The sequence below is a fragment of the Alteromonas sp. ABH4_454 genome (assembly GCF_056311775.1).
On the sequence record NZ_CM149972.1, the window covers coordinates 888,826 to 908,239 of the forward strand.

General features: G+C 44.0%; 17 protein-coding genes. 10 read left to right on the top strand and 7 right to left on the bottom strand.

Annotation, left to right across the window (positions count from 1 at the left end):
- Positions 1-7 precede the first annotated feature (7 nt).
- Entirely contained in the window at positions 8-1,126 is a 1,119-nt protein-coding gene (locus ACYX4W_RS03945) for a 4-oxalomesaconate tautomerase (protein WP_476074730.1), read from the bottom strand.
- A gap of 5 nt (positions 1,127-1,131) precedes the next feature.
- Positions 1,132-1,818, bottom strand: coding sequence for a 4-carboxy-4-hydroxy-2-oxoadipate aldolase/oxaloacetate decarboxylase (locus ACYX4W_RS03950; RefSeq protein ID WP_474803073.1), 687 nt, complete (start codon positions 1,816-1,818; stop codon positions 1,132-1,134).
- Between the two features lie 124 nt (positions 1,819-1,942).
- On the opposite strand from ACYX4W_RS03950, the gene ACYX4W_RS03955 reads away from it, so the two are divergent.
- On the top strand, positions 1,943-3,139 hold the full coding sequence (locus tag ACYX4W_RS03955; protein ID WP_474857222.1) for a LysR family transcriptional regulator: 1,197 nt from the start codon (positions 1,943-1,945) through the stop codon (positions 3,137-3,139).
- Between the two features lie 10 nt (positions 3,140-3,149).
- Here the strand turns inward: ACYX4W_RS03955 and pobA are convergent, their stop codons facing one another.
- Positions 3,150-4,364 carry a 4-hydroxybenzoate 3-monooxygenase gene (gene pobA / locus ACYX4W_RS03960; RefSeq protein ID WP_476074731.1) on the bottom strand — a complete coding sequence of 405 codons (1,215 nt, stop codon included), beginning with the start codon at positions 4,362-4,364 and terminating at the stop codon, positions 3,150-3,152.
- Positions 4,365-4,491: 127 nt separating this feature from the next.
- On the opposite strand from pobA, the gene ACYX4W_RS03965 reads away from it, so the two are divergent.
- Positions 4,492-5,403, top strand: coding sequence for a helix-turn-helix domain-containing protein (locus ACYX4W_RS03965; RefSeq protein ID WP_476074732.1), 912 nt, complete (start codon positions 4,492-4,494; stop codon positions 5,401-5,403).
- Positions 5,404-5,491: 88 nt separating this feature from the next.
- Positions 5,492-6,898, top strand: a complete 1,407-nt coding sequence (gene nhaC / locus ACYX4W_RS03970) for a Na+/H+ antiporter NhaC (RefSeq protein WP_476074733.1) — start codon at positions 5,492-5,494, stop codon at positions 6,896-6,898.
- 113 nt (positions 6,899-7,011) lie between these two features.
- Here nhaC and ACYX4W_RS03975 read toward each other — a convergent pair whose 3' ends face one another.
- The 3 genes from ACYX4W_RS03975 to ACYX4W_RS03985 all read right to left on the bottom strand — a co-directional run bounded on the left by ACYX4W_RS03975 (position 7,012) and on the right by ACYX4W_RS03985 (position 8,435).
- Complete coding sequence (locus ACYX4W_RS03975) at positions 7,012-7,431, bottom strand: DUF6691 family protein (RefSeq protein WP_474857226.1); 420 nt, start codon at positions 7,429-7,431, stop codon at positions 7,012-7,014.
- 20 nt (positions 7,432-7,451) lie between these two features.
- Positions 7,452-7,880, bottom strand: a complete 429-nt coding sequence (locus ACYX4W_RS03980; RefSeq protein WP_476074734.1) for a YeeE/YedE family protein — start codon at positions 7,878-7,880, stop codon at positions 7,452-7,454.
- Between the two features lie 90 nt (positions 7,881-7,970).
- A complete protein-coding gene (locus ACYX4W_RS03985) occupies positions 7,971-8,435 on the bottom strand; it encodes an RrF2 family transcriptional regulator (protein ID WP_476074735.1) in 465 nt (154 codons plus the stop codon).
- Between the two features lie 117 nt (positions 8,436-8,552).
- Here ACYX4W_RS03985 and ACYX4W_RS03990 point away from each other — a divergent pair, with 117 nt between their 5' ends.
- The 5 genes from ACYX4W_RS03990 (at position 8,553) to ACYX4W_RS04010 (ending at position 14,711) form a co-directional block, all read left to right on the top strand.
- Positions 8,553-9,353, top strand: a complete 801-nt coding sequence (locus tag ACYX4W_RS03990; protein ID WP_474834230.1) for a sulfite exporter TauE/SafE family protein — start codon at positions 8,553-8,555, stop codon at positions 9,351-9,353.
- Between the two features lie 10 nt (positions 9,354-9,363).
- Positions 9,364-10,218 (top strand): MBL fold metallo-hydrolase, encoded by an 855-nt coding sequence (locus ACYX4W_RS03995; protein WP_474857231.1) that lies wholly within the window; start codon positions 9,364-9,366, stop codon positions 10,216-10,218.
- 11 nt (positions 10,219-10,229) lie between these two features.
- The gene (locus ACYX4W_RS04000) at positions 10,230-11,903 is read left to right on the top strand and encodes a bifunctional protein tyrosine phosphatase family protein/NAD(P)/FAD-dependent oxidoreductase (protein ID WP_476074736.1); all 1,674 of its coding nucleotides are present in this window, start codon (positions 10,230-10,232) and stop codon (positions 11,901-11,903) included.
- A 231-nt stretch (positions 11,904-12,134) separates the two neighbouring features.
- A complete protein-coding gene (locus tag ACYX4W_RS04005; RefSeq protein WP_476074737.1) occupies positions 12,135-13,904 on the top strand; it encodes a BCCT family transporter in 1,770 nt (589 codons plus the stop codon).
- Positions 13,905-14,078: 174 nt separating this feature from the next.
- Positions 14,079-14,711: a hypothetical protein gene (locus ACYX4W_RS04010; protein WP_476074738.1), complete on the top strand. Its 633-nt coding sequence runs from the start codon at positions 14,079-14,081 to the stop codon at positions 14,709-14,711.
- Here ACYX4W_RS04010 and ACYX4W_RS04015 read toward each other — a convergent pair.
- Positions 14,702-14,950 carry a DUF2960 family protein gene (locus tag ACYX4W_RS04015; protein WP_476074739.1) on the bottom strand — a complete coding sequence of 83 codons (249 nt, stop codon included), beginning with the start codon at positions 14,948-14,950 and terminating at the stop codon, positions 14,702-14,704. The two genes, ACYX4W_RS04010 and ACYX4W_RS04015, sit on opposite strands and share 10 nt — an antisense overlap.
- Before the next feature lie 321 nt (positions 14,951-15,271).
- Between ACYX4W_RS04015 and ACYX4W_RS04020 the strand changes: the two genes are divergently transcribed.
- Together ACYX4W_RS04020 and dpdE are read left to right on the top strand one after the other, a co-directional pair.
- Entirely contained in the window at positions 15,272-16,066 is a 795-nt protein-coding gene (locus tag ACYX4W_RS04020; RefSeq protein WP_476074740.1) for a hypothetical protein, read from the top strand.
- A gap of 290 nt (positions 16,067-16,356) precedes the next feature.
- A complete protein-coding gene (gene dpdE / locus ACYX4W_RS04025; RefSeq protein WP_476074741.1) occupies positions 16,357-19,410 on the top strand; it encodes a protein DpdE in 3,054 nt (1,017 codons plus the stop codon).
- Positions 19,411-19,414 lie beyond the last annotated feature (4 nt).

The window sequence follows — 19,414 nt, forward strand, 5'->3', positions numbered from 1 at the left end:
ATCGTTTTTATTCATGAGCTAGTGTAGGGTCAGAGTCGGGAGCAAACACCGTTCCCTGCATGAGCAGTCTGGCTGTGCGCAGTAAAGCGGCGCGCTTCACTTCAAATGTTTCGAATGCATCAGCATTTGCGACCTCCATGTCTACCTTGAACGCTCCCGTTGGATGCTCAATTGCAAGGGGCACAGCAGATTGCAATTCGTTATCACGTTTAGCGCAATGGCGGCGATAAAGGTCATAGGCAACGGTGCCTTTTGCCAAGCAAGCCGTCGCAACGCTAACTGAGCCTAAAACGCCAATAGCGTCGTGTACTCTGTGTGGAATAAAGGTGCGAGTATTGATATCTCCGCCATTTAGAGGGGCAGAAATGATCGTCATCTTAGGGACCGTTTTAGCCGTGACATCGCCTAACTGCATCATTTCGCCAGCCTTAAGCCTGATGGCTTCTACTTTTTGTTTTAAGGCGGCATTACTTTCTAATTGTTCCGGTGTTTCGCTTCCCTTAAGTCCCAGCGAATGGGCATCAATTAGCACGACCGGCATACCATTATCTATACACGTAATATTAATCTCTTCTACGGTATTTTGAGCGGCCCCGGTGGGGAATAAGCTTCCACAGGAAGAGCCTGCAACATCTAAAAAGTCAATATAAACAGGGGCGGCGGTATTAGGTACGCCGTCAATACTCGCACTGCCTTCGTAATTGACCACGCCGTTAGGCGTTTGAACTCTTACTACAGCGAACGTGTTGGTATTCACCATGCGAATACGTACATCGGTTGTCGTGTCCTGTGCTTTTACTAGCCCCTGCTCAATAGCAAACGCACCCACGCCGGCCAGAATGTTTCCGCAGTTTTGCGTATCGCTGACCTGGGCTTTATCTACCGCTACCTGTAAAAATAAGTAGTCAACGTCGGCTTCTGGATTAGACGACGGGTTTACAACGGCCACCTTACTTGTTAGCGGGTGACCACCGCCCACACCGTCTATTTGCCGGCTATCGGGGGAGCCCATAGCCGACAATAAAAAGGCATTTCTACGATGAACATCAAGGGGTAAATCTTTGGCTAAAAAATAGAGTCCTTTAGAGGTTCCGCCCCTCATTAGGCACGCAGTTACGGCTTTCATAAGTGCTATTGCTCACCGTGCTTTACATAGCGAAGGCCTTTAGCTGCCAGGCGTTCGCGCATATTATAAATATCCAGACCAAGCTCACCTTGTTCAAGACGTTTGCGTTTCGACTCTTCGTTTTCTACGCGCAGCTTAACCTTTTCAAACGTGTCATCTGCTTCTTCTTGTTTAACCACCACCACGCCATCATCATCAGCAACAACAATATCCCCAGGGTTTATCAAAGCACCTGCACAAACAACAGGTACATTAACACTAGCAATCGTCTCTTTTACGGTGCCTTGCGCAAACACGGCTTTAGACCACACGGGGAATTTCATGTCAGTTAAGGTAGCGATATCGCGAACACCTGCATCAATAATCAGCCCTCTTACCCCTCTTGCTTTTAACGATGTAGCCAACAGGTCACCAAAAAAGCCATCTGAACAAGGGCTGGTTGGCGTAACAACCAATACATCTCCCGGCTGACACTGCTCAACCGCGACATGAATCATCCAGTTGTCTCCCGGCGCTACTTGGCATGTAACCGCAGGGCCGGCTATTTGAGCAGGTCGATAAATAGGGCGCATATCTTGCGCTAAAAGCCCCTTTCTACCCTGCGCTTCGTGAACGGTAGCAACCTCTGACCCCTGATATTTTTCAATGGTTGACAGAGAAGGTCGTGGGCAGTCTGTTACGCAAATAGCCATTAGGGTATTCCTTTAATATTGAAGTCTCTCGATTATGGATAACTCGGCGCTGAAAAGAACGTTAGATTGCTGCCCTTTGCTATTAATTTTTTCTATAATGACTAAAAAACATTAGGGGCATACGTTGATTTTTAATACGCGTCACTTGCTTAGTGCTATGAAAGTTAGAGAGTTCGGTACGCTAACCGAAACGTCTCAGCATATTCATTTATCACAATCGGCCTTAACGCAAGGTATCAACAAGCTGGAGTCTCAGCTTGGCCACACAATTTTCGAACGCACCCAGTCAGGTATGTTTACAACAGATGTAGGCGATGTTTTTTTGAAGCGGGTAACAAGAGCGTTCGACTACTTACTGTCTTTTGCCAATAACGTGTTTGAAAAAAGTGCGAAGAGAAAGGAAGGGTTTTTACGGCTTATTACAACCCGTCAACTTATTGCATTAATTACGGTTGTAGATACCGGAAATTACACCAACGCAGCGACGAAGCTGGGTTTAACACAGCCAACGCTGGGTAAAACGATCAAAGACCTTGAATTTACGCTTGAACAAAAGTTATTTCGTCGAATTCCCACTGGTGTTGAACCAACGTGGAGAGCAAAGCAGCTTGCTCGTCTTGCTCATTTATTTGTAGCTGAAATTGAACAAGGGCAGCAGGAAGTCAACGAGTTCGTTGGGCAGCGCTCTGGCAAAATACGTATAGGCAGTTTGCCGCTGGCAAGGGCAAACATAGTACCTATGGCGGTGTTGCGGTTATTAGAGGAATATCCCCAAGCGGAAGTGAGTATCGTTGACGGCCCATATGAGGAACAACTTGTTGGCTTGCTGCAAGGGCAAGTTGATATCATTGTAGGGGCATTGCGTGCCCCTAACCTTGATAACACAATCTCGCAGCACAAATTGTTTGACGATAAACTGCACCTTGTAGCGCGCAAGCACCATCCTTCTTTAGCGGCCATAGAAGAGGGGACTTACGCTTCCAACATAAGTAAATGGCAATGGGTTATTCCCAAAGCCGGTACGCCAACGCGAAAGGTTTTTAATCGCATGTTCGAGCTTGAAGCTATGCCGGTACCCAAAGATATTATCGAATGCAGTACTATGATGGCGATCCGTGGAATCTTGTTAAAAAGCGACAGAGTAACCTTGTTATCTGCAAGGCAAGTTCAAGACGAGGTCGATGCTGGTTTGCTTTATGTAAGCCCTAACCCGTTGCCAGATAGCTGTCGAGAAATAGGCTACACACTAAGACGCGATTGGCAGCCAACAGCACTTCAAAGACGCTTCCTTGAAGTGCTAGATGAATATAAACGTAACTGAACTTCTGCGACTAATTACTTAAGTTTTCATAGGGCATGCCTACATACTGGTTGGCAATAACCTTTTTCCCTTCCTCGGTAGACGTGTAGTAATCCAGCTCAGAGTTCATGAATCGCTGAAATGTCTCTGGGCCCATATCGTTGACATGCTCATTATCGAAATTATGCAGCATGTTTGAGAGCCACCACGAAAATCGTTCGCCGTGCCATACCCTTCGTAATGCAATTTTTGAATAGTCTTCAATATGTGAGTTGTCGCCTTCAAGATAAACGCGACAAAGTATTTTGTACAAAGTTGCCACATCGGATGCTGCTAAATTTAAGCCTTTTGCGCCTGTTGGGGGAACGATATGTGCAGCGTCTCCAACAAGAAAAAGTGCACCGTATTGCATAGGTTCGCAAACAAAAGAACGCAAAGGAGCAATACTTTTTTCAATGCTTGGCCCAGTTATGAGTTTTTGGGCAACATCTGCAGGTAAGCGCATTTTAAGCTCTTCCCAGAACCTTTCGTCTGTCCAGTTTTCTACCGCGTCAGTGGCAGGCACCTGAAGGTAATAGCGCGAACGCGTAGAAGAACGTCTGCTTGCTAAAGCGAAGCCCCGTTGGCTTTTGCAATAAATAAGTTCTTCACTAACAGGCGGCGTATCGCTCAGCACTCCTAGCCAGCCAAATGGGTAAACTCGCTCGTGCTCTGTTCTTTCAGACTCAGGAATAGTTTTACGAGAAACACCGTGAAAACCATCACATCCAGCGATATAGTCGCAATTTAGCTTGTAAACATCGTCCCCTTTTTTGAAAACCACATAGGGTGATGCGGTATCAATGTCGTTCAAAGTCACATCTTCAACTTCGTAGAAGCTGGTTAATTTTGCGGCCTCGCGTGCTTCCATAAGATCTTTAGTGATCTCGGTTTGGCCGTAACACATAACAGCTTTGCCGTCTGCCAACGTTTTTAAATCGATATGGACCGTTTTATCGTCAATGGCAATCTCGAAACCATCATGCACTTCACCTTCTTTGTCCATGCGAGCACCAACGCCGGCCTCTCGCACAAGATCGGTAAACCCCTGTTCCAAAATGCCCGCTCTAATACGACTTAAAATATAATCTTTGTTTGCTCTATCTATAACAATGTTATCTATGCCTTGCTTAGCTAAGAGTTGACCAAGCAATAAGCCAGAAGGGCCAGAGCCAACAATAGCTACTTGTGTGGTTAATGTTTTCATCTTCACTACCTTTGCGAATATTGTGCAAATAGTGTGAAGTTAAATGTGGTAACAAATTATTAACTTTTCACTCATTTTATTGTACTTTTCAATCAAGTTAAAAATTGTGTTTAATATGGTTTTTAAAATGACATCGCAAATTCATCAATATCCAAACTACGACCTATATGGGGAAAGTGGGCTTATAGAAAGGCCGGGAGCGGTGCATTTGGAAGATATCTCCACGCGAAGTGAAAGCCTGGACTGGGTAATAAAACCGCACAGACATGCACATTTATTTCAAGTGTTGTACATTTTAGATGGGCAGGCAAACGTTACGTTAAACAAAAAAACATTCAGCATAAGGGGGAAATGCGCAGTAACTATTCCTATGGGGGTAGTACATGGCTTTACGTTTCAGCCAAACATTAAAGGTTTTGTACTATCTGTTACAAGCGCTATCTTGGGCGAAGAAATGCAAAATGCGCAAGACACCGCCATAAACAACCTTTTCCATTCTGCTCATGTGTTTCAAGAAGACAGTCCGCAGTTTAATAGGTTAACGCGATACTTCGTTGATATTCGCGACGAGCTAAAGCGTGCCCTACAAAATCAAGACCAATCATTGCTGTTGTTAACAAAGCTTGTGTTGTTAACCCTTCAACGACTAGCAGCAGAGCAGCAGCTTGAATACAGTGCTGGGCCACACGAAGCGCGCATATTGACCAAATTTAAAAGGCTAATAGAAGAGCACTACCTAGAGCACTGGCCCTTATCCAAATATGCCAGCGAACTATTTGTTTCTATGTCTAGCTTAAATCGCCTATGTAATAAAAATTTAGGAGAGTCACCCAAAAACATTATTCAAAGGCGATTAATTGACGAAGCGAAACGGAAATTGGTTTACACCCAACAACCAATACAAGACCTATGCTACAGCCTTGGCTTTAAGGATTACCCCTACTTCTCAAGGTTCTTCAAAAAACACATAGGCATGACGGCGGGTTGTTATCGACAATCTTTTCAAAATGCTCCTCGGCAGAAAGGCAAACCTGAATAGGTAATGACTAACGCTGCTCTTTTCTTGATCACACCACATCGCAAAGTCGTTATACTGTTCTTACCACTTAATTTTTAAGCGTATCCACGTGTCACTAACGTCGCCTCAATCTTTACCTAGCCCCAGTTTTGCTCAGTCACTGCTTTGTTTTGGCGTTATTGTCGCGTTAATAGCAGGTGGGTTGTTCGGCTTAGGTATTAGCCTTCACGCGCTCATATTTTTATGTTTGCTGTGGGCTGGGGCGAATGCTTTTAGTTTGGGGTACACGTACCTGCAAATTCGCGAATTAATGACCAGCGCATTAACCCGTGCCATGCCGGCGATTTATATCTTCATACTTATTGGAATGGTTATCGCCAGCTTTATGCAAAGCGGCACTATCTCAACGCTCATTTATTATGGGTTAAGTTGGCTAAACCCCAGTGTGTTTCTGGCAGTGGGGTTAATTCTTTGTGCGGTAATGTCGGTATCAACAGGCACATCGTGGGGAACCGTAGGGACCATGGGCGTGGTGCTAATGGGTATTGGCGCTGCCATGAATATACCGCCTCCCATTGTAGCGGCCATGGTGGTATGTGGAGCAACCTTTGGCGATAAAATGTCACCAGTTTCTGATACCACCAACCTCGCAGCAATGAGTGCGGGCTCGAACCTCTATCGGCATATGTATTCCATGCTTTATACAACGGTGCCTAGCTTCCTTCTTACTTTCGTTATTTTCTTGGTAATAGGTTTTAGTTACGCAAACCAGAATTTAAATGTTGAACAGGTCGTTGAAATTAAAGCAGCGCTTGCCACGCATTATAACCTTGCGCCCTATATAACACTGTTACCGCTACTATTGCTTACGGTACTAAGTATCAAAAAAGTCCCTGCTGAAGTCACCATGTCATTCAGCATTCTGCTTGCTGTTATCATTGCTATCTTCTACCAAAACACCAGCACCATCAGCGTACTTAACGCATTGTGGGAAAATACCCCGCAAAATACGGGTATAGAGAACTTGGACGCCCTACTAGGGCGGGGCGGCATCAGCAGTATGAGTTGGACCTTACTGCTTGCCTTAATGGCAATCGCACTGGGCGGTATATTACACGGCGCGGGTTTTTTAGCGGCGCTGTTGGCGGGCATTATCAAACGGGTGAAGCGCACAGCAAGCTTAATTGCGGTAACCATAGCCTCTGGTTTTTTGGGCAATGTGGCTATGGGCGAAGCCTACATCTCAATCATATTAAATTGTCAGTTATTCAAAGCAAAATATGAACAACAACAGCTCGACCCTGCTGTACTGTCTCGGTCGGTAGAAGAGGGCGCTACCATGACTACAGGTCTTATACCTTGGACAACCGCTGGCGCGTTCTACTCTGCCACCCTTGGGGTTGAGGTTCTCGACTATGCACCCTATGCCTTTTTCAACTATCTAAATGGCGTTATTGCCGTAACTATGGCCGCCTTGGGTGTGGGTTTATTGAAAGGGAAAACCGCAAATCGTTAAGTGAGCTATTTGCACTTTTTGTAAGTGGCAGCCATGGTTTATCCTCTAGAGGGGATAATTACGACTTTATCCCCACCAAGGGATAAAGTCGCAAAGAAAAAAGCAGTTATGTTTTATGCCGATTTAGGCTTCAACCAATGCTGCGCCAGCATACCGACAATCATCGCGCCAACAAACATCAGCACATCAGTTTGAAGCGACGCAATGGCAACTACGGCAGGGCCTGGGCAAAAACCGCTAATGCCCCAGCCAATACCAAAAGCGGCAGAGCCCAATATCAATTTAGCATCAATAGTTTTGCTAGTTGGTATATCGAACTTGTTCGCAAACATCGGCTTGTTGCGCTTGCGCACCCAGTACATACCTGGCGCAGCTACTAAAATAGCACCGCCCATTACGAACGCTAACGTGGCATCCCAGTTGGCGCTTAAATCTAAAAAGTTAAGTACACGGGCAGGGTTACTCATACCTGAAATTAGCAGGCCTAAGCCAAACAACAGCCCACAAAGTAGCGAGGCGATAATTGCTCTCATAATATTCTCTCCTCGGTGATTTACAGGTGCCTGATAATTGTGGTGGTAAGTACAGCCGCACCCATAAACGTGAGCGTAGCAACAATAGAGCGGGGGGATAGCCTTGAAAGGCCAGCCACTCCGTGGCCCGACGTACACCCAGAGCCAAGGCGTGTACCAAAGCCTACGAGTAAACCAGCTACAACCAGCCATGCCGAGCTCATTTGCGTTTGCACCTGTAAATCACCAACAAACACCATGTAAAGCACAGCAGATAAAACAACCCCTATTAAAAACGCCAAGCGCCAGTAGCGTTCAATGCCGCGCTGTGTCATCGCGCCTGCGGCAATACCTGAAATACCTGCAATACGGCCTAGGGTAAGCAGTAATAAAACCACCGATGAACCAATAAGCAGCCCGCCTGCCAAACCGGCAAGCGGCTCGAAGGGAGTTGATGTCCAGTTTTCCAATTTTCTCTCCTAAACCTACTTGTGTAATGCCTTATTCAAAAAGCATTTTCATATAAAACATATTATAAACAGCAGCCTAAATAAGGCCTGCTATTCAACTTCTATAAAATCGATGGCAAGGTGCATGGCTAGTGCGCCCTCTCTGTCTTTCACTAAATCGTGCAGTGTAAATTGGTCAAGCTCGCTGATGAATTTATCAGCCGCGTCTTGAAGAATTGACTTCAAGCGACACGCGGGCGAGATAACACATTTATTCGTTGGTGATGCAAAGCATTCTGCCAATGCCACGTCTTCTACGGTAAGGCGAAAAACATCGCCTAAATTAATTTCTTCCGCTTCTTTAGCCAGTGTAATACCACCACCGCGACCTTTTGTACCAGTGACATACCCCTGTTCAATAAGCAGCGTAATGACTTTCTTTAAATGGTTGAAAGACACGAAATACGCATCTGCAATGTCGCTTGTCTTCACGAGATGATTTTTTCGCAGCGCAAGATAGATCAAAACGCGAAACGCTAAATTAGTAAAAGTATTGATTTTCATGGGATTTATCATAAACGCTAAGTTCAACTTTCTTGATATTACAGCAGCACGAAAATTAAATATATATTTGAGATATACATTATTATATATTTTGTTCTATGATATAACAAAATGAAATAAGGTGTCGATATGATTATTCTTGGTTACATCGCTGCTGTTCTTATGGGAATGGTTTTAGGCGTAATAGGCGGAGGGGGCTCAATCCTTACCGTGCCTATCCTCGTTTACTTAATGGGCGTTACGCCAGATGTCGCCACCGGCTATTCATTGCTTATCGTGGGTGCCACAGCCGCATTCGGCGCAGTGAGGTATTTCAAAGAGGGTTTAGTTGACGTTAAAGCGTCTATTTTATTTGCTGTGCCTTCTATTATTGCTGTGTATCTAACACGGGCCTTCCTCATGCCCGCCATTCCCGAAACTATCGCTTTTCAATCGCTAACCATAGATAAAAATCTGGGCATCATGGTGCTGTTCGCCATGCTGATGTTGGCCTCGGCCGCCATGATGTTGAAAAAGGCTTACAGCAAATCGGCGCCAGCAACTCAGGTTGTTGAGAATAAACAACCCAACGTTGGGCTGATAATTATTGAAGGCGCCGTAGTTGGTGTTGTTACCGGAATACTCGGCGCGGGTGGGGGCTTCCTCATCATACCTGCCTTGGTACTTATTTTAGGCATGCCCATGAAGAATGCAGTGGGCGCGTCGCTATTCATTATCGCCTTAAAGTCGTTACTTGGCTTCATTGGCGACCTACAAACCGGAATTCAATTGGAGATGCCTTTGCTGCCGCTTATGCTGGTAGCCACGTTTATTGGGATGGCTGTCTCCACGAAGGTAGCGGGAAAACTAGACGGTGCAGCTTTGCAGAAGTTCTTTGCATTCTTCACTCTAGTTATTGCCGTTTTCATCATGACCAAAGAACTTCTTTAGGAGAACATCCATGAACGTTGAAACATTTTACGATAACAAAACGGCCACATTTACTTACGTGCTATTCGACCCCGCTTCCAAAGAGTGTGGCGTGATAGATTCGGTTGCCGATTACGATATCTTTTCGGGGCGCGCGTCAATGGAAAGCGCCGACAAAGTTATCGACTTCGTCAATCAAAACCAGCTTAAGAATAAATGGATTCTAGAAACCCACGTGCACGCCGACCACATTACGGCGGCGCACTATTTAAAGTCTAAAATTGGCGGCAAAATTGGTATTGGCTCAGGTATTAAAACGGTGCTCGATACTTGGCTAGACGTATTTGAGACGGCGAACGATACGCCGAGCGATGGCAGTCAGTTTGATGTGCTGTTCGAAGAAGGCGACACCTTCAATATCGGTGAATATGAAGTAAAAGTATGGCATACGCCGGGCCATACCCCAGCCTGCGCAAGCTTCTTGGTAGACGGCAAAATATTTGTAGGCGACACCATGTTCGCTCCTAATTTAGGGACGGCGCGCTGCGACTTCCCGGGCGGCAGTGCCGAGCAACTTTACAACACTATCCAGCGCTTCTTCACCCTGCCTGACGACACCACCGTTTACCTTGGTCACGACTACCCTAAAGACGGTGCAGCCCCGCTATCAACAGTATCTATCAAAGAAGCCAAAGAAACGAACAAGCAAATTCGCCCAGACGTAACCCTCCAGGAATATGTGGAAAAACGCGAGGCAAGAGATGCAACCCTTGCGGTACCTAAATTACTGTTACCCGCCATTCAAGCAAACCTTCGAAACGGCCAGTTTGGCGAAAAATCTGAAGGTGGTAAGCAGTTCATCAAAATTCCTGTAAATGCCATTTGAAGGGGTGAGTTATGCAATATGCCAACGTAACGCAACAGCTATCTGTCTGCCCTCAAATTTCAGTGGATGATCTGGAGGCAATAAAAGCAGCAGGGTTTAAATCTATTATCTGTAACCGCCCCGATGGTGAAGGGGCAGACCAACCTACCTTTGCAGAAATAGAAGCCAAAGCATCGTCGCTGGGTTTACCCTGCGTATATCAGCCAGTAGTTAGCGGAAAAGTAACCCAGCAAGACGCAATAACGTTTGAAGCGAATTTACAAAAGCTAGAAGGCCCCGTATTTGCCTACTGCCGAACAGGCACACGCTCTATTACGCTATGGGCAATGACCGCAACCAAAACCCTTTCTTATGAAGACATACTCTGCCTGTCACAGAAAGCCGGCTATGACCTAAGCGGGGTAGTACGACGCCTAAAAAACGGCGGTGAAACACCCAGCGACCATGCCGATCACTCTCATGCGGTAGTCATTGTGGGGGCGGGCGCGGGCGGTGTTGCTGTTGCGTCTAGTTTGAAATCGCGCTGCCCAGATTTAGATATCGCAATAATAGAGCCTAACGAAGTGCACTACTATCAGCCCGGCTGGACGCTAGTAGGCGGGGGCGTATTTAACGCTAACGACACCGTGCGCACTGTGGCTTCTGTTATTCCTAATAATGTTAAATGGATAAAAGCCGGCGTAGCGGCCTTTGCGCCAAAAGAAAACATGATTGTGGTAGACGGCTGCCGCACCATTAAATATGAACACTTGGTGGTTTGCCCCGGTATTAAGCTAGATTGGAACAAAGTAGAAGGCTTAAGCGAAACCCTAGGTGAAAATGGTGTGACGTCAAACTACCGTTTTGACTTGGCGCCGTACACATGGGAATTGGTAAAAAACCTTAAAAAGGGGAAGGCAGTATTTACACAGCCGCCAATGCCAATTAAGTGTGCAGGTGCGCCGCAAAAAGCCATGTATATGTCTTGCGACCACTGGTTTAAAGAAGGCGTGCTAAACGATATTAACGTAGAGTTCTATAACACGGGTGCCGTACTTTTTGGTGTAAAAGAATACGTGCCGGCACTTATGGAATACATTAAGAAGTACCACGCAAACCTTAACTTTGAACACCAGCTAGTAAAGGTTGATGGCAAAGCGAAAGTGGCTTCATTTAAGAAGGTGGCAAACCCAGACGCCCCGCTTGTTGAAACTGAATTCGACATGCTGCACGCGGTTCCGCCCCAGTCTCCGCCAGATTTTATCAAAGTCAGCCCGCTTGTTGATGGCAATGGTTGGATTGATGTCGACCAGTCAACGCTACAGCACAAATCGTTTGAAAATATCTTTGCCCTTGGCGACGCCATAAACGCGCCTAATGCTAAAACCGCGGCGGCGGCGCGCATGCAAGCCCCCGTGGTTGCCAATAACTTACTTTACGAGCGTGGTGTACAAACAGATAAAGCCATATACAACGGTTATGGCAGCTGCCCGCTTACTGTTGAGCGAGGCAAAGTGATATTGGCCGAATTTGGCTACGGTGGGAAAATCCTTAACAGCATGCCGGCGTGGGTATTGGATGGCACGAAACCGTCGCGCCTAGCATGGTATTTAAAAGAAAAGTTGCTTCCTCCCATTTATTGGGAAGGCATGCTAAAAGGCAGAGAGTGGCTGGCTAAGCCCGAAACTCAGCACGTGAATAAATAACGTATGGTCTACATGAAAACGCTTTAGCCCAACTGATTTGGGCTAAAGCACTTACGTGCAAACTCTTCGTTAATAATCCTTTTTTAAAACTCTTTGTGAACAACGCGCAAGCGCGCTAAAAAATCATTGCCCACCTCATTTCACACTATTCTGTTAAACTATTTTAAAAGAATGCCCGTTTAAAGCGGTACAGCATAATGGCGTCTATAAAAATAAAACAAAGGATCGTGTATGAGTAGTAATACCCGAGATGCAGCCTCATCAAAGGCTGGCACTGAACAGGAAACCGCGTTTAGCGTAATTGATAAGCCTACGTTTTTTGGCTCTCTTATTCTTCTTCTTTCCGTCACCATCCCCCTTATCATTTGGCCCGACCAAGGCGCACAGTGGGTAGCCACGGCCAAAGAATTCGTTACCAGTAAACTGGGGGTTTTATACCTGTTACTTGGTGTAGGCGCAGGTGGCTTCATGGTGTACATCATGTTCAGCGACATTGGCCAAATAAAACTGGGCGAGCCTGAAGAAAAGCCCGAGTTCTCGCCCGTATCCTGGGCCGCCATGCTGTTTTGCGCCGGCATTGGGGCGTCTATCTTATACTGGTCAATGATTGAGTGGGTGTACTACTACCAAGCGCCGCCGTTTCATATAGAAGGCGAGACTCCAGAAGCCGCAAAATGGGCCGCGGCCTACGGCATATTCCACTGGGGGCCGTTAGCCTGGGCTATCTACCTTATTCCTGCGGTACCCATTGCTTACTTCTACTACGTACGTAATCACAGCGTACTTAAAATATCCGAAGCCCTAATGCCGGTAATAGGCGAGAAAATGGCTCATGGCTGGCTAGGCAAAATTATCGATATCAGCTTTATCTTCGGCATGCTAGGCGGCGGGGCAACTACGCTTGGCTTGGCGGCACCTATGATAAACGAAGGGGTGCACGAACTATTCGGTGTACCTAAATCGCTAACTACGCAGGTGGTGGTGCTAATAACCTGTACCGCCATATTCGGCTACAGCGCGTATGTTGGCCTTAAAAAAGGCATTAAGCTGCTGTCAGACATTAACTTTTGGCTGGCCGTAGGGTTACTGCTATTTATCTTCATTGTTGGGCCCACGCTATTTATGGCTAATACCGGCTTAGACGCCCTTGGCCGGGTAATGAGTAACATCATTAAAATGGCCACATGGCTAGAGCCCTTCGCCGAATTCAACGGCTTTGAAAACACCCACTTTCCACAAGACTGGACCATATTCTACTGGGCATGGTGGCTGGTATTTGCACCAAGCGTAGGCTTATTTATAGCGCGTATTTCAAGAGGGCGTACCATTCGAACCATGGTGGCAGGCTCTATGTTCTTCGGCACCATGGGCTGCTTCTTATTCTTCATGGTAATGGGCAATTACGGCCTGTATTTACAGCTATCGGGTGAACTAGACGTAGTTACCATACTGAATCAAGAAAGCCCAACAGCGGCTATTTTTGCCATGCTGCATACGCTGCCGCTCGACTATTTAGTTATTTCTGTATTCACGCTACTGGCACTAATCTTTACCGCCACCACGTTCGATTCCATTTCTTACATTTTGGCTGCCGTAGTACAAAAAGAAGTAGACGAAGAGCCACTGCGTTGGAACCGTTTATTCTGGGCCTTTGCGCTATCTTTCATGCCCATAGTGCTTATGTTTGTGGGCGGGTTAGAAACACTACAAACCGCATCAATAATAGGTGGCGTACCGCTATTAGCCGTAGCCTTTATGTTGTGTATTGCCATAGTAAGGGCCGCAAACTATGACATGCGTTACCAGCCCGACTACTCGGTAAAAGAAATCAACATTGGTGAGTTCCCAGACGACGACCCATGGAGCGAAGAGGGCAGTTGGGACATTGACGAGGAAGGTGAGGAGGCCGAAGAAGACGTGCCTATAGCCGCAAAACCCAAACCGCGCGGGCCGAAAGACCACATTGAAGGTGACCCGCACAGCAAGCCGTCGCGACTGTAGGTGTACTGAGTAACTTATAAATAGTGATTAAGTTATAAAGCAAAGCGCTACCAAAAGGTGGCGCTTTTTTCATTTTGAAGCGGCACAATTAACTTTCACAAAAGGCGTGCTGTGTTAACGTAGCCTCCATAAATAGCCTAGTTTTTTAGCAACAACGTTCAAGCAAATAGCAGCATGTCAGAAAAGAATTACCAAAAATTCTACCAGCCACTAAGAGCTGTGAATTCAGAAGACTTCGGGCGTTGCTTTTATTGCGGCTGCGAGACTGCACGCCAAGATTTTATTCCGCCCATAAAATTTATTCACGACTGGCAAAGCGGGCACCTACAGGCCGACTTTATTTCCGTGCCTTCATGTAACGAATGCTTCGACCTATTAAAAAGCGAAAACAACGGCACCTTAGAGCCCAGAATAAACACTTTAAAAAAGCGTTTGGCTGAAAAATACAAAAAGGCCATTAGGGTATATAACCACTGGAGCATGGAAGAAATTGAAGAAATGGACGCCGCATTTCAAATAAGCCTAAAAGGCGGCATGCGATTGGGCAAAGAAACCCTGTCACGCCTTCAATTTTCTGGGTTCGATTTTGAGGTAAACGGCAGCATAACGCGGGTGGCAAAGCCGCAGCACCAAGTATTCAAAGTGTTCGATGAAGAATTTAGCAGCTTTAGAGAAGCGCTAGCCTTTGCCAGCGCCACCTACAAAATAAAGAAGAGCCGACTAAGTCAGTTATATTTCGACAACGATGAAAGCTTCGATAGGGCGATTGAGGTTTTTCACGGGTTGGTTGAGGACCATCATTCTTGACCGTTTTTTAAGAAGTACAAATCAGAAAACCCCATTTTTGCAAATTCGGTATCTCTGAAGTTTCTTACGGTTTTTTTGTCTTTACTAATAGCGGCAAGCTGCTGTTCAGTTTGCAGGAACTGAGAAAGGTCTATTCCCTCAGCATCGGCCACAGCTTCATGCATATTTTGATGGCGGCTGTAAGAAAAATTTATCTCTTTTGCCACACCTTTGAACCTATAACGTACTTTATGGGCCATGTTCTACTCACGTTGGTCGATGTAATTCAAAAACGGTTTAACCGCTATTATAAACTCAATTAGTGCTAATGATTAGCGTATTGAAAAATGAGGGTAGCAAAACCATAGTGCGATGTGTTCGATAAAGAGTTTAGTTGTTTTGGAGGAGTGCTGGCGAAAGGCGGTTCTTCATTTATAAGTGAATTATGATATATTTATCAGAAGCTTGAGATTGTTTTAGATTCTTAGTTTAGCTATTCACAAGCCGTCAAATTTAGACTATGTTTGAAAGTATGTCATAAGAGATGACATAAAATTTCAATGAAAGGCGCGTCATTAGTAATGGACTACGAAAAGTATTACGAACCTTTAAAAGCTGTTCACTCCGCTGATTTTAATCGCTGTATCTATTGTGGCTGTGAAGCCTCATGTTCAGACTATATTCCCCCCATTAATTTTATTCATGACTGGCGAGAAGCAAGCAGAGAGGCTGATTTTATATCTGTGCCTGCCTGTACTGAATGTCGAGATTTGCTTAAAAAGCAGAATATTGGATCGCTAGATTTACGAATAGATGCTTTAAAAGGGCTATTAGCAGACAAATACGAAAAGGCGATTAGAGTATTTAATCACTGGAATGAAGACGAAATACAAGAGATGGACGCTTCATTCCAAAGAAGTCTAAAAGGCGGCTCTAACCTTGGCAAAGAAGCTATTTCAAGAATTCGTTTTCCAGGTTTTGACTATGAGGTAAATGGCAGTATTACACGAGTTGCCAAACCCGAAAAAAGACTGTTCAAAGTGTTCGAATACGAATTTAATAGCTTTAAGGAAGCCCTAGAGTTTGCGTGTTCAACTTATCAAATAAAAAAGAGCAAATTAAGCCAACTCTATTTTGAAGGCGGAGAGTCTTTCGAAAAAGCGATAGAAAACTTTCATCATACGATGAAACTAAAAGAGCTTGAAAATGAGATTAAGCAGCCTTGCCGAGAATTCGCAAAACAATACAAACAAAATAGTGATTTCGTGTTGAGGGCAGCAATGAAATTCTTGATTGAAGATGAAGAACTAGATGTAAACATGGCTTTAGCCAAGCTAGGGCAGAGATATGTAAAAGATTTTAAAGCGGCTGACTAAAAAAAACGCTTATGTGCAAAAGAGTTGAATTAATACCTAATACAATTTAATCATACTGATCTATCGATAAACGCCGTTGGATCAATAAATAATTCAATGTTATTTTATTAGACTAAAGACTAACTATAAGGATGTAGAATGCGTTTTGTTGAAGTTTTAAGCGTATTGTCCAAATCACATTGTTCTAACGGTTTTAAGCAAACAGCCCTCCTCTTATCCCATCGAGCATTTTTTCGTCATGTCGACTTTTACTGTTTTAAGCAAAAAGGTGATAGAAAAGAGAAAGTAGTATGAGATTAATAATCGGTTCTCTGGTTGAAAGTAGTTCTTTCATTGGCATAGGTAAGATTTTATCAATTTCTAAGACAGACCAAAGCGCGATAGTCGGTTTTTTTACTTCTCCTTTAACTCCATTTGATAAAAAAGTCGAAGTTAAAGGGAGTGAACTAACTGGAAAAAGCAAGTTATTCGAGAAAACACCTATCTATGTGCAGTTTGGGCCACAGAAACGTTGGCGATTGGGATTCTACGATGGCGAAAGACCAAACGATAAACATTTAGTTTATTTTAATAGTAAAGAGTCAGAGATATTCGAGTTAGAGGACTTGTTCGTCCCCAATTTGTTAGAATATGCTTCATTTCCCGCGTCTAAATTTTTAGCTTCTCAGGCAACAACTGCTCATAAGCATTATGTAAACAGAACAAGTTTTATTTCCTCGTATATAGAACAAAGAGCTGCTTGTAAATCAATATCTTCTTTAACAAGTAGTGCAGTTAACTTAGAAGCCCATCAATTATCTGTCGTATTGCAAGTTCTGAAAGACTCAAATCAAAAATACCTATTGGGTGATGAGGTTGGCTTAGGCAAGACTATTGAAGCTGGCTTTTTGATCCGAGAACATATTCTTGAGCTTAAAGACAATGCTTGTGTATTGGTTATTACTCCTGCTTCCCTAATTAGCCAATGGAAAGAGGAGTTAACATTAAAATTTCATTTAGAAGATGTGCTTGGCGATGAGTTAGAGGAAGATCAAAAAGTCTTTGTCTGTGATTATTTTGATTTGCCGTTGTTTGATGTGAATGAAAATAAACCAACTATGGTTGTGGTTGATGAAGGGCATAACCTCGCTGACTTGGCATGGGATAGCGACAGTTTTGTAAATTACGAAAAAATAGTCACTTTTTGTTCAAATGCACGTTCCACAGTTATTCTATCGGGTACGCCTATTGCTGGGAATGCGAAAAGTTTCTTGGCTATGTTGCATTGTCTTAACCCGGAAAGCTACAAAATTACTGAGGCAGGTATTGATGAATTCAACAAAAAGGTAAGCGAAAGGGAGCGCTTTTCAGGGATTTATACAGCAATTTCACCAGAGTCTGACGACTTTACATTGGCTGGGATAATAGATGAATTAGAAAGTTTGGGCTTGGGGGATGCGGAATTAACGACACTGATTGAGCGTCTAAGGCCTGAGATCGATTACTTCAATAAGAATAAGGATGAGGATAAAAGAAACTCGGCAATTCATGAGCTTAAGGTGCATTTTGGTGAAAAATATAGATTGTTTCAACGTTTTATCCGTAATAGGAGAGGTAGCAAAAACGGTTCGATAGAACTACTTTTTCCGGGCCTTGGTGATTGCGCACTGTATAAATGGGAAACTGCTAAACAATTACCCTCATTAGATCAGCAATTAGATGACTATAGAGACTACCTGATTTGTGAAGGCTTTGAGCAAAAAAACCAAAGTGTGATAACTCTTTTGGACGCACTTTTAGATTCTCCAAAGAGTTTTTCGCATGAACTCGATAAATTAATTAACACTGATGATTATCAGCAGTTTTCTGAAACATTCATGATTATGAAGGAGTCGGCGCTCGTTGAACAAAACAACAAGGATGAACTTACAAAAAATGTACTTGAAGAATGGTTGGCAAAAAATGTAGATGGCAAAGTAGTTATTTTCTGCGGAAATAAAGCCTCGGCGGATCACCTTTATACATTTTTGCAAAAACATAGAAGCGATGTAGAAAGACATTCTCAAGATTTTAGGCCGCTTTTTGTTGCAGACCCCTTATTAAAAGTACTCATTACTGATGAAAAAGGTGAGGATGGGTTAAATTTACAAGGATCCTCTCGACTCGCGATTCATTACAGCATACCACGCTCTTTGGTAAGAATTGAGCAACGTATTGGTAGGTTAAATAGGTATAGTGCGACTTCGAAAAGCATGAAACCGATTGAGAACTATGTTCTTGTTCCAAATTATGAAGGTTTCATCCAAAACTGGACTCTTCTTTTGAAAGACACCATTGGCGTATTTGATGAAACAACGGCAAGTATCCAATTAGTTGTAGAAGAAGCTATCCAACTTGAAGAAGCTAACCTGTTAGCAAACGGTTTTGGACACTTAACTTGTCTTAGAAATAAGTTGGGGGGTGAAAAAGGCTTAATTGCAAAAGAGCGGAAGAAGGTAGCAGATCAGGAAGTTTGGAATGAAATGCAGATTGATCTCGCTTCTATCAAAAAGTTTGCCGAGAACATTCAGAACGTTGACCTAAATGCTGAATCTTTACATAACTCATTACAAAGTTGGATAAAACGGAGTTTAAAATTTGGTGTAACTCGTAATGAGGATTCCTCAATTGTTTATCAATATAGACTTGGAATAACTCGTTTAAATATAGACGACTTTTTACACCACTGTATTTTAGGAATGGACTTTAATAGTGGATTACGGAACCCCTCTACAAAACCAATGACACCTGACAGGGAAGTTACCGCCAAAACTGGTGCTTATCCATTGAGATATGGCCAACCTTTTATCGATACGATCTACAATTTTACTCATGCGAGTACTTTAGGACTTGTAAGCTCAATTTTGAGACAAATAAAGATAAAACTCGAAAAGCCCAAGACTTTTTTTAAGCTGAATTGGCTAGTTTCCTGTGAGTCAAATGAAGGTTCAGTTGTGGAACAGAGGAAACTTGATGCAATGTTCGAACCCCACGTAGTAACTGAGTGGGTAGATGACTCTGGGAACCTAGTCAACAATGAAGCGATACTGAAGTTGCTAGAAAAGCCGGTAAAAGCATCGAAGGATGAGCGTGATAGTGGTTATAGAGATTTTGAAGTTCAAGTATCTGGAGAACAGGATATGTGGGAATTATTCGATTCGTTTTGTTCGAAAGATGAGTGGGAGAGAGTAATTGAGAGTGCTGTCACACATAGAGAGTCTCAAATCAAAGAAAGTGAAGTGACTAAAAATGAACATTTAGACCTAATAAATAAATTATCTGTGACGCTGGTTTCCGCTTTGAGCATGACATTAGTAGGTGGATGATAAT

Bases quoted from the DNA above. Each gene is read 5' to 3' on its own strand.
- ACYX4W_RS03950 (WP_474803073.1), bottom strand. From the start codon at position 1,818: ATGGCTATTTGCGTAACAGACTGCCCACGACCTTCTCTGTCAACCATT.
- ACYX4W_RS04000 (WP_476074736.1), top strand. From the start codon at position 10,230: ATGCAATATGCCAACGTAACGCAACAGCTATCTGTCTGCCCTCAAATT.
- ACYX4W_RS03965 (WP_476074732.1), top strand. From the start codon at position 4,492: ATGACATCGCAAATTCATCAATATCCAAACTACGACCTATATGGGGAA.
- ACYX4W_RS03975 (WP_474857226.1), bottom strand. From the start codon at position 7,431: ATGAGAGCAATTATCGCCTCGCTACTTTGTGGGCTGTTGTTTGGCTTA.
- pobA (WP_476074731.1), bottom strand. From the start codon at position 4,364: ATGAAAACATTAACCACACAAGTAGCTATTGTTGGCTCTGGCCCTTCT.
- ACYX4W_RS04015 (WP_476074739.1), bottom strand. From the start codon at position 14,950: ATGGCCCATAAAGTACGTTATAGGTTCAAAGGTGTGGCAAAAGAGATA.
- ACYX4W_RS03985 (WP_476074735.1), bottom strand. From the start codon at position 8,435: ATGATAAATCCCATGAAAATCAATACTTTTACTAATTTAGCGTTTCGC.
- ACYX4W_RS03945 (WP_476074730.1), bottom strand. From the start codon at position 1,126: ATGAAAGCCGTAACTGCGTGCCTAATGAGGGGCGGAACCTCTAAAGGA.
- ACYX4W_RS04020 (WP_476074740.1), top strand. From the start codon at position 15,272: ATGGACTACGAAAAGTATTACGAACCTTTAAAAGCTGTTCACTCCGCT.
- ACYX4W_RS04010 (WP_476074738.1), top strand. From the start codon at position 14,079: ATGTCAGAAAAGAATTACCAAAAATTCTACCAGCCACTAAGAGCTGTG.
- ACYX4W_RS03995 (WP_474857231.1), top strand. From the start codon at position 9,364: ATGAACGTTGAAACATTTTACGATAACAAAACGGCCACATTTACTTAC.
- ACYX4W_RS03990 (WP_474834230.1), top strand. From the start codon at position 8,553: ATGATTATTCTTGGTTACATCGCTGCTGTTCTTATGGGAATGGTTTTA.
- ACYX4W_RS04005 (WP_476074737.1), top strand. From the start codon at position 12,135: ATGAGTAGTAATACCCGAGATGCAGCCTCATCAAAGGCTGGCACTGAA.
- dpdE (WP_476074741.1), top strand. From the start codon at position 16,357: ATGAGATTAATAATCGGTTCTCTGGTTGAAAGTAGTTCTTTCATTGGC.